Annotated in this window: 18 protein-coding genes; 17 read left to right on the top strand and 1 reads right to left on the bottom strand. The window is 30.5% G+C overall.

Translation table 11 applies throughout. The features are described from left to right. The first annotated feature begins 275 nt into the window (after positions 1–275). From KPL50_RS20305 to KPL50_RS20235, 16 genes are all read left to right on the top strand, one after another. The gene (locus KPL50_RS20305; RefSeq protein ID WP_216300367.1) at positions 276–563 is read left to right on the top strand and encodes a hypothetical protein; all 288 of its coding nucleotides are present in this window, start codon (positions 276–278) and stop codon (positions 561–563) included. A gap of 117 nt (positions 564–680) precedes the next feature. Continuing rightward, positions 681–1,304, top strand: coding sequence for an HD domain-containing protein (locus KPL50_RS20300; protein WP_216300366.1), 624 nt, complete (start codon positions 681–683; stop codon positions 1,302–1,304). Between the two features lie 207 nt (positions 1,305–1,511). Continuing rightward, positions 1,512–1,775, top strand: a complete 264-nt coding sequence (locus KPL50_RS20295; RefSeq protein ID WP_216300365.1) for a hypothetical protein — start codon at positions 1,512–1,514, stop codon at positions 1,773–1,775. Positions 1,776–1,900: 125 nt separating this feature from the next. Next, entirely contained in the window at positions 1,901–2,122 is a 222-nt protein-coding gene (locus KPL50_RS27205; RefSeq protein WP_253200728.1) for an NUDIX domain-containing protein, read from the top strand. A gap of 23 nt (positions 2,123–2,145) precedes the next feature. Continuing rightward, entirely contained in the window at positions 2,146–2,358 is a 213-nt protein-coding gene (locus KPL50_RS27200) for a hypothetical protein (protein ID WP_253200727.1), read from the top strand. Between the two features lie 162 nt (positions 2,359–2,520). After that, a complete protein-coding gene (locus KPL50_RS20285; RefSeq protein WP_216300364.1) occupies positions 2,521–2,673 on the top strand; it encodes a hypothetical protein in 153 nt (50 codons plus the stop codon). A gap of 13 nt (positions 2,674–2,686) precedes the next feature. After that, positions 2,687–3,235 carry a hypothetical protein gene (locus KPL50_RS20280; protein WP_216300363.1) on the top strand — a complete coding sequence of 183 codons (549 nt, stop codon included), beginning with the start codon at positions 2,687–2,689 and terminating at the stop codon, positions 3,233–3,235. Positions 3,236–3,247: 12 nt separating this feature from the next. Then, positions 3,248–3,802 carry a hypothetical protein gene (locus KPL50_RS20275; protein ID WP_216300362.1) on the top strand — a complete coding sequence of 185 codons (555 nt, stop codon included), beginning with the start codon at positions 3,248–3,250 and terminating at the stop codon, positions 3,800–3,802. A gap of 1 nt (position 3,803) precedes the next feature. Further along, positions 3,804–3,959 (top strand): CD1375 family protein, encoded by a 156-nt coding sequence (locus KPL50_RS20270; RefSeq protein ID WP_216300361.1) that lies wholly within the window; start codon positions 3,804–3,806, stop codon positions 3,957–3,959. Between the two features lie 124 nt (positions 3,960–4,083). Continuing rightward, positions 4,084–4,425: an ASCH domain-containing protein gene (locus tag KPL50_RS20265; RefSeq protein ID WP_216300360.1), complete on the top strand. Its 342-nt coding sequence runs from the start codon at positions 4,084–4,086 to the stop codon at positions 4,423–4,425. A 56-nt stretch (positions 4,426–4,481) separates the two neighbouring features. Continuing rightward, on the top strand, positions 4,482–4,841 hold the full coding sequence (locus KPL50_RS20260) for a cupin domain-containing protein (protein WP_216300359.1): 360 nt from the start codon (positions 4,482–4,484) through the stop codon (positions 4,839–4,841). 220 nt (positions 4,842–5,061) lie between these two features. Continuing rightward, positions 5,062–5,586, top strand: coding sequence for a nitroreductase (locus KPL50_RS20255; protein WP_216300358.1), 525 nt, complete (start codon positions 5,062–5,064; stop codon positions 5,584–5,586). Positions 5,587–5,662: 76 nt separating this feature from the next. Beyond that, positions 5,663–6,022, top strand: coding sequence for a cupin domain-containing protein (locus KPL50_RS20250; RefSeq protein WP_216300357.1), 360 nt, complete (start codon positions 5,663–5,665; stop codon positions 6,020–6,022). Between the two features lie 86 nt (positions 6,023–6,108). After that, positions 6,109–6,978, top strand: coding sequence for a hypothetical protein (locus KPL50_RS20245; protein WP_216300356.1), 870 nt, complete (start codon positions 6,109–6,111; stop codon positions 6,976–6,978). A 140-nt stretch (positions 6,979–7,118) separates the two neighbouring features. Next, the gene (locus KPL50_RS20240) at positions 7,119–7,490 is read left to right on the top strand and encodes a hypothetical protein (protein WP_216300355.1); all 372 of its coding nucleotides are present in this window, start codon (positions 7,119–7,121) and stop codon (positions 7,488–7,490) included. Between the two features lie 184 nt (positions 7,491–7,674). After that, a complete protein-coding gene (locus KPL50_RS20235; RefSeq protein ID WP_216300354.1) occupies positions 7,675–8,187 on the top strand; it encodes a hypothetical protein in 513 nt (170 codons plus the stop codon). On the opposite strand, the gene KPL50_RS28015 is transcribed toward KPL50_RS20235, so the two are convergent. Beyond that, a complete protein-coding gene (locus KPL50_RS28015) occupies positions 8,184–8,645 on the bottom strand; it encodes a cell wall-binding repeat-containing protein (protein WP_216300353.1) in 462 nt (153 codons plus the stop codon). The two genes, KPL50_RS20235 and KPL50_RS28015, sit on opposite strands and share 4 nt — an antisense overlap. Between KPL50_RS28015 and KPL50_RS28010 the strand changes: the two genes are divergently transcribed. Then, positions 8,596–8,886, top strand: coding sequence for a hypothetical protein (locus tag KPL50_RS28010; RefSeq protein WP_216300352.1), 291 nt, complete (start codon positions 8,596–8,598; stop codon positions 8,884–8,886). The genes KPL50_RS28015 and KPL50_RS28010 overlap by 50 nt on opposite strands. Positions 8,887–9,010 lie beyond the last annotated feature (124 nt).

Genomic DNA, 9,010 nt, shown 5'->3' with positions numbered 1-9,010 from the left:
TTTTATCTTCTAGGGTAAACCTTCTTCTAGCCATATTTCTAACCTCCATCGTATATTCTTATATTAACATGCTCGTTAGAAACTGTCGAAGACTGTTATGGGGTCAGAATGAAAGGATATATAAACTATAACTAAGCGTGCAATTATAGTCCAATATTAAGACGCAATGTTTTATAAAGTACGTTACGCTGGTAAAATTAGACGGTGCTAATTTATCCGCTGGAAATTGTAGAGTAATGTAGTAATATATATAGTTTTTATTAGGGGGAGAAGTAATGCGAAATGAAGTAATGCGAAATTTTAATATAATTCTGATTATAGGTTATCTTTTAGGTATGGGGTTTGTTATTATCGGAAAAATAGGATTTAAAAAATTGGATAAAGAGTTTAGAGAGTCAAATTGTGATATATCGGAAATGGAAAGAAAAAAACGTCTCCCATATATGATATCGGAGAACGAAAGAAAAAAACGTCTCCCATATTTAATTTGTACATTAATAGGATACTTTATTCCTGTAATTACTTCAATCATTTTAATATTAGTTATGTTCAATATTGTCTAACATAGCCAAATATAAAGGTTAATGTGTAACACCTTTAATTCATAATATTCTTAAACTTCGTCACAACTGTAATTAAATGCGAATTAACCATATAAAAAATAAAGGAGTTAAAGTAAAATGAAAAACGATGGAATACAAGGTTTACCCATGTTGTATGAAGCAAAGATATTTTTAGAAGAGGCAGGAAGGTTAAATCCAGGGCCTTGGATTAACCACTCAGAATATGTTGCAGAAGCAGCAAGGCTTATTGCAGAAAAAACGGAGGGACTGAATTCTGAAACGGCATATATATTGGGGCTTTTACATGATGTAGGTAGAAGAGAAGGAGTTACTGACATGCATCATATAATTAGTGGATATAATTTCTTAAAAGAGAAAGGCTTTAATGAGGCTGCAAGAATATGTATTACACATCCATTTTTGGTTAAGGAAATAGAGTGTTATTCAGGAAAGTGGGACTGTAGCGAATCAGAGATAGAGTTTATAAAAGAGTACTTGAGAAATATAGAATTTAATGAATACGATAAATTGATTCAATTTTGTGATGCAATCGCTATCTCTTCTGGATTTTGCCTAGTTGAAAAAAGAATGATAGATGTGGCACTTAGGTATGGAATTAATGACTTGATTATAGATAAGTGGAAATCAACAATGGAGATAAAGCAATATTTTGAAAGTAAAATAGGAAAATCAATTTATACCTTGCTTCAAGGCGTTATAGAAAATACATTTGCTTTATAAATAGGTAACAAATATAAAACTAATGCAGAATATTCTTTTTAGACGTCACAAACAATAAAAGTTTGTGGCGTTTTTACTTGTGACGACTTAGGAAAAAATGCGGACATAAAGATTAGAATATCTCTAATCTTTATATTTATACTAAATTATGGTATTATTAAGACGGAATCGTAAAATATTACGAACTAAAATGAGGGGGATATTGTTATGGATTATGGTACAATTTTATTTTTTATTATCATAGGTATATATTTTATAATTAAGTTTAGTAAAGATAAAAAAGGTTCTAATTTACTTATAGTTTTGATGGCTATTACAGGAATTTTTTACAGAAAATCTTTTGGCATATATAGCAATGTAGGTAAAACAGCACAAATAATCATTAATTTAATTTATTGGACTTCTTTATTGATTTTATTGGTGGTTTATTTTATTAAGGAAAAGAGTAAGAGAAAAAAAGCAATCCAATAACGTTTGAAGTTAATGGACAAAGGAGATAACATATGTAGCCGTTAGTACATAATATTCTAAACTTACGTCATAACTGTATAACATGGTGAAATATTCAGGATAAAATTTTGGAGGAGTGATAGGGGATGGATAGGCATTTTACAGTTTCCGTATTTATAGTGTATAAAGATAAAGTATTATTACATTTACATAAAAAGGCTAAAAAAATACTTCCTTTAGGTGGACATATCGAATTGAATGAATTGCCAGAAGAGGCATGTATTCGTGAAGCACAAGAAGAATCAGGTTTAAAAATAAATCTATACAATCCAATAAATAACCAACTTAAGAATTCATGCGAATTGTAGGAGAAAAATTGTTAATAAATCCTATGTACACAATTTTCGGTGAAATAAATCCAGAACATTATCATATAGACTTTGTTTATTATGCAACTGCAAAATCTTTTGATACAATACCAGGAGATGGGGAATCTAATTTGCTCAAATGGTATAATAAAGAAGATTTGAAAAACGCATATGACGTTCAGCATAATATTTTGACAATGGCTAATGAAGCATTAGAATTGTTATCAGAAGGATAGATTTGTTCGTAAATTATTACATGATTTTCTTATTAGACGTCACAATCAATAAAAGGTTGTGGCGTTTTACTTGTGACGACTTAGGCTGATAATTCGACACAACTAGGATTAAAAGCAAATCAATCATCATTAGATACAACTAATACTAATGTAGCTACTAAATTGGATAAGGTTGGAGGGACAATGACAGGTATTCTCATAGCACAATCAAATACATCATATACAGTAGCTCAACTTCATAATGTTATTTTATCTACATCAGATGCAGTATTGGGGAGTATGCAGAATGGTGACATATGGATTAAGTATGTGTAAGAGGGTGAGGTAAATGAGTAAATACTACTATGACAAATACACAGTTGCTAAAGCGGGCGGGTATTACATGGGGACAAAAGTATACCAAAGTGCTATGAGTTCAGATACATCTTGTTGGTCAGATTATATATGCAATATTAATACCGGAGCGGTTGTCCCAAATACCGCGAGTACTTGGTTTACGGTAACAAGAACAAGTAATAGTGTGGGTTATTCCGGCACTGGAGATTCAAGTTTACATTATATAACAAGATATGAAGGTTCGGGAGCGGGTGGTACTACTGTTAAACTTTATACGTATACCTCGACAGGCTCTCCACAGTATGATGTTAGAGGTTCATTACTTCAATCTAATATAATAGCAGAAGATGGTACGTACCCTGTAGATGGTCAAAGTGGTGGTTATTGGTATGTTAGAAAAGGATTAGCTTTCCCTTCCTTCAAAATGAAAGTTGATGGAGTATTAAAAACATCTAGTGATGGTTGGGTAAAAATAGATGGAGTGCTAAGACATATTGATAGTATGTGGACGAATATAAATGGAGTTCTAAAAAAGATATAGAGGGGTGATTATGTGCAAATTGTAAAATATGAAATAAAAAATAATATATTAATTGTAGGATTTAAAGAAGAAAATTTCGTAGTATATGCTCAGATAGCTTTTTTTGATACAAAGACAAAACAAGAATTATTACAAATAGCTTATATTCAATGTAAAAATTCAATAGAATATGAAAAAACACTTGAAACACATGCATTGACAATAGATAAAGAAGGCGAAGAATTTACACCCCAAATACCTATGGCAGTTAAATTAAATGTAAATTTCAATACTCTTACTGGACAAGCTTTAGACCAATATGGTGAAGTTTTCAGTATAGACATTATATTTACTGTAGAAGATACAGACAAGGCTACTATATCAGATAATAAGGTAATTGAAGCAGAAGTGTTTGAGGATACTAATTACTTTATTATAGCTAAATTTAATATGCTAGAGGAAAAACAAGAGAGGATATTACATGCAACTAAAATAATTGACGAAAACGTGGATGATGAAAAAATTGCAATAGCAGAAGCTATTATTGATTTAAGCACTAGAATACAAATATTAGAGGAGGTAAAATAATATGTTAAAAAAATATTTAGTTGTATCTTATGGTATATTAGTTAAAGCGGGCAGATGGAATTTAGAAGTAGTAGAGGGTGAAGCTAAACCTGTAGTTCCAGGGGATTATATGTTAGCAGTTGCAGAATATTTAGCAGGTCAAGTTGTGACGATTTAGGAAATTATGCTGAGACAAAGATTGGGAATATCCTAATCTTTGTTTTCATGTTATATTATGGTACAATCAAGACGGAATCGTAAAACTTTGCGAACTATCATTAAATAATAGGAGGAGAATTAAAATGGAACATGATATGACTCTCTTTGAAAAGCCTTTCAATCTGATTAAAAATGGGAATAAGATTATAGAAGTTAGATTGAATGATGAAAACAGACAGGCCATTAGCATTGGAGATTTAATTATCTTTTATAAACTTCCTGAAAAGGAAGAAAAATTAACCGTTGAAGTTCTAGACAAGTATGCATTTGAAAATTTCGAGAAATTATATAGTAATTTCGATTTCTCATTATTTGGTTGTCAGGATTATACAATGAAACGCATGATTGATGAAACATATGATATTTATACAAAGGAACAAGAAAAGAAATATGGTGCTTTAGGTATTAAAATTTGTTTGATATAAATTCATATTATTCATAAAAGGTTAAGCAAAGTTTAGTTATAAGTGGAGGTTAGAAAATGGACAAAATCAATATCGGTAATAAATTAAATCTTTTTAATGAGTATTGGAGTCCAAAAATTCTAGGTGAGATCAATGAATCGTATGTGAAGGTCGCCAAACTAAAAGGTGAATTTCTATGGCATACTCATGAGAATGAAGACGAAATGTTTTATGTTGTTAAAGGTACATTAGTTATTAAATTTAGGGACAAGGATGTTATTTTAAATGAAGGCGAATTGCTTGTTATTCCAAGAGGAATAGAACATATGCCCTTTGCTGAAGAAGAAGTACATGTAATGTTAATTGAATCAAAAACAACTTTGAACACTGGAGATGTAAGGAATGAAAGAACAGTAGATAACCTCGAGGATATTTAATTGATACAAAATATTCATTTTAGACGTCACAAACAATAAAGGTTTGTGGCGTTTTTACTTGTGACGACTTAGGAATATATGCTGACATGAAGATTAGGATATATCTATTATTTATATTTATGATAAATTATGGTATTATTAAGATGGAATCGTAGAATATTGTGTAATAAAATAAGGGGTAAAAACTACAGAAAATTTACATATGAAAAGGAGTGTTAAAATGAATTCGGTAATGTCATGTATATTAAATCGTAGGAGTATCCGAGCATATACTTCAGAAGAAGTAAGTAAAGATGCTATTATACAATTATTAACTGCAGCTAATTGGGCTCCGTCTGGTAACAATATACAACCATGGAGGTTCTCTGTAGTAATGAATAGCAAAGAACTAATAAAAAAATTATCTTCCCTTACTGTATACCATAATTGGGTGGTAGATGCCCCTTGTTTGATAGCAGTCTTTCTAGATACCAAATTTTTAGACGATAAAGTGCCAAGTATTTACTTGAAACATACTCAATCAATCGGAGCTGCAATACAAAACATGCTACTTGCTGCAAATGAACTTGGTTTAGGTACTTGCTGGATTGGAGAAATTTTAAAAAATGAAGATAAAGTACGAGAATTATTAGGTGTTTCAGATGACTTACAGTTAATGGCTGTTATATCCGTTGGATATCCGAGTAGAAGCAGTTTAAAATCTAAGAGAAGAGATATCTCTGAAAATATTGTAAGTTGGTTATAAAGTTAAACATTAGTCTTTTTATGCATAACATTCATAAAAGGTGAAGTAAAGTTTAGTTATAAGTGGAGGTTAGAAAATGGACAAAATCAATATCGGTAATAAATTAAATCTTTTTAATGAGTATTGGAGTCCAAAAATTCTAGGTGAGATCAATGAATCGTATGTGAAGGTCGCCAAACTAAAAGGTGAATTTCTATGGCATACTCATGAGAATGAAGACGAAATGTTTTATGTTGTTAAAGGTACATTAGTTATTAAATTTAGGGACAAGGATGTTATTTTAAATGAAGGCGAATTGCTTGTTATTCCAAGAGGAATAGAACATATGCCCTTTGCTGAAGAAGAAGTACATGTAATGTTAATTGAATCAAAAACAACTTTGAACACTGGAGATGTAAGGAATGAAAGAACAGTAGATAACCTCGAGAAGATTTAATTCGAATTCTTCATAAACTTCGTCACAACTGTAGAAAAGTCTGAAGTTAGAATTATTTATTTTTAAATGTATATGGGGGAATTTAGATGGTTACAAAATGTATAAGTACAAAGCGAGTAATTATAATAAATATTGCTCTTATTCTATTTTCTGCAATTTTTGCGATTATTGTTCATGCACTTCTGCCCACTTCTGTAGATGTTGCGCAGTTTGATAGTATTTTTGTTAAATGGTTTGGGTTTCCAGCCGTAGCAACATTTTATTTCATTCTGCTATTTATACAGTGTGCGATGGTGGTAAGATACATAGGCGTGAGAGCAGATTTGCCTAAATTACAAGTAGGGATTAGATTTGGGTTAGCATTCGCAATGACTTACTTATTGGGAATGCAAGAGATAGTAGTTGTGGGGTCTCCTTTTTCAAATTGGGGACTTGGGTTTATTAAGTATGAGCTTATAATGGGGATAGGAGATGGGCTACCTGCAATATTGTTATGTGTGGCAATTGCTTATTTTACATTAAGTGAAAGTGAGAAAATTAAACCAATAAGTAAATTACAAATGACGAAATGCATAGAAACCATTGCTATTATTGCAATTGCTATTTTTGTGGAGAGAACAATTGGTTATGAAAGCGGTCTTATAAACAGTGACAGTGCTACATATCCAGTTCCGTGCTATGTATGGACAGGTTTGTTTGGAATACTGATGGGTTATATTTACGTGTTTTTGTATCCTTTGTTAGTATTCGAAAAAAAGCAGAGTGGTATAGGTATACCATTAAGGTTTATAGCAACTATAGGTGTGAATTGGATGATTTTTAATAGCTTTTTTGGCTTAATAATGAAAGGTGCTATGCCTCAAATGCTATTACGGAGTGGATTAGATGTTGTGGTGTTGTTTTTGGCTTCAGCAGTAGCAGGTAAATATATTATTAAATTGAATGACGCTAAATAATTAACGTAATGTGAAAATATTTTAATTCGCAATTTTCATAAGTTACGCCACAACTGTAATTTATTGCGTATCAATAACCCTACTGTTGTTTATCTATAAAATAATTAATAATATGGGAAAGAGAGGGGTGTTTAAAAAGCATGAACAAAATAAAAGATATTTTTATTGGATTAGGTGTAAGTGCGTTTATACTAATAATATGGGTATATAAAATGGTAGTTACAAGTGATATACCTGTTAAAATATCTTATAAGGATAGTGTAGTAATATCTTGTTTATTAGTTTTATTTCTAATATTATATAGTTTTTATACAAGAAAAACAAAATATATACTAATGAATACAATACTGTTGTTAATTCCGTTGTTTCTATGGTTTATGTCTATGCAACAGGCATTAGCATATCACTATCACAAATATGATACGGTGGTTAGTATTATAGGTTTTTCTATTGCTTTGATTTCATTTTTACAACTTATTTATAGGAAAATAAAAATAAAGGGTAAGACGTAATATTCTAATATCATGCAACATTATAATATTAAAAATATAAACATGAAGTTTAAAAATGAATAATTCGGTACTGAATACTAATATATATCCTACAGTAATAAGTTGTATTTCAAAGATATAGAAAACATGTTATAATTTAAGTGGGATTATTGATAAAGAAATAGATTTTTCGGAGGGGATATGAATGGCTACTATCACAAAAATAAGTCTTATTCTTAATATTTTTGCTTTTTTAATAATATTAAGAAAACTATATAGAGTAAGCCATCATGGAAAAATTATTGTAAACGCAAATAAAAGTAGATTTTCGGCTATATTTTCGGTTATATTATGGGCTGGGGTAAGTATCGGCTGGTGTATATTAGCGTATTTATACTATACGCAAAGCGGTTATATTATTTTTATTTTATTGGCTATATTCTGGATTGAAATTTCAATTTCTAATATAATAAGGGTTTTACATAGTTCAGAAATAAGAGAAAATGGGATATATGGCTTTGGAAACTTTTATAAATGGTCTAAAGTTCAAAGTTATAGTTGGATATTACCAACTACTATTCATTTTGAAGTCAATACATTTTTCAAAATTAATTACATTTTTGAATTTACCATAAAAGAAGAATTAAAATCAAAAAAAATAAAGCAGTACAAAAATACGTTCTTTAAAGCTGAATTAAGGGAAGTCAAAAATTTTTAAAAATTGTAAAATAGAAATAAGCAGAAGGTAGTGTTAAACCTTCTGCTTATTTCTATTGTTAAAGCAACTAGTAAAGAGGTTTCATATCTATCTTTACCCCCAATTCTTGTGGGAGTAACCCTTGCCGAAGTTAATTGCGTATCTAACGCAAGGGATATAACGCCAGTACCTTCTACAATTATAGCTTTTATTGCTTTTAATCTAACTATCTCAGCAAGCGTCTCTTTAGTTAATCCAGTGCTAGTAGACAATAGTATTGGAGCATTATACTGTTTACTTAAAGGCGAGGGACATAAAGCATCTGGGAAATCTTCGCCAGAAGCAATGATTACAGTATCTGCAGATGTGAATCTTTCACTCAGTGCATTTGAAGTTGAATATCTATCATTTCCTGAGATTCTGTTTGATATGATAGTGCTACCAGTAGTTGAAGCTTGTACTGAATTAAATGTAAGCATAGTTGATACCATTGTACAAATACCTAATAAATACTGGACATTAGAAACAGGAATTGAGGCTACTAAGTGGCTTGTAGAGGAAAAACTTAAATTGTCAACATATGATATTAACAAGAAATTATCTCGAAATGTATTTAATGAATATGGTCTAGGTGGTATGCTGCGAAGGTGTTTTAATCGATCTGTTTTCAAGGCACTTAACTCAACATACCCCGATAGATTTAAGCTAACAGGGAATTAAAAATCCCTGTTTTTGTTGACCAAAATTAAATTACAAGGACTACCGTTTTTATAACATAACAATAGGCTTTCACAACCTTTCTGATGTAATTTGCTGTGTCTCATTTTTACAGTTTGCAAAGAAG

The sequence above is a fragment of the Clostridium sp. CF012 genome (assembly GCF_018861755.1).
Taxonomy (GTDB): Bacteria; Bacillota; Clostridia; order Clostridiales; family Clostridiaceae; genus Clostridium_AD.
The sequence above is the reverse complement of the archived record's forward strand: the minus strand, read 5'-3'. Positions and strand labels throughout refer to the sequence as shown.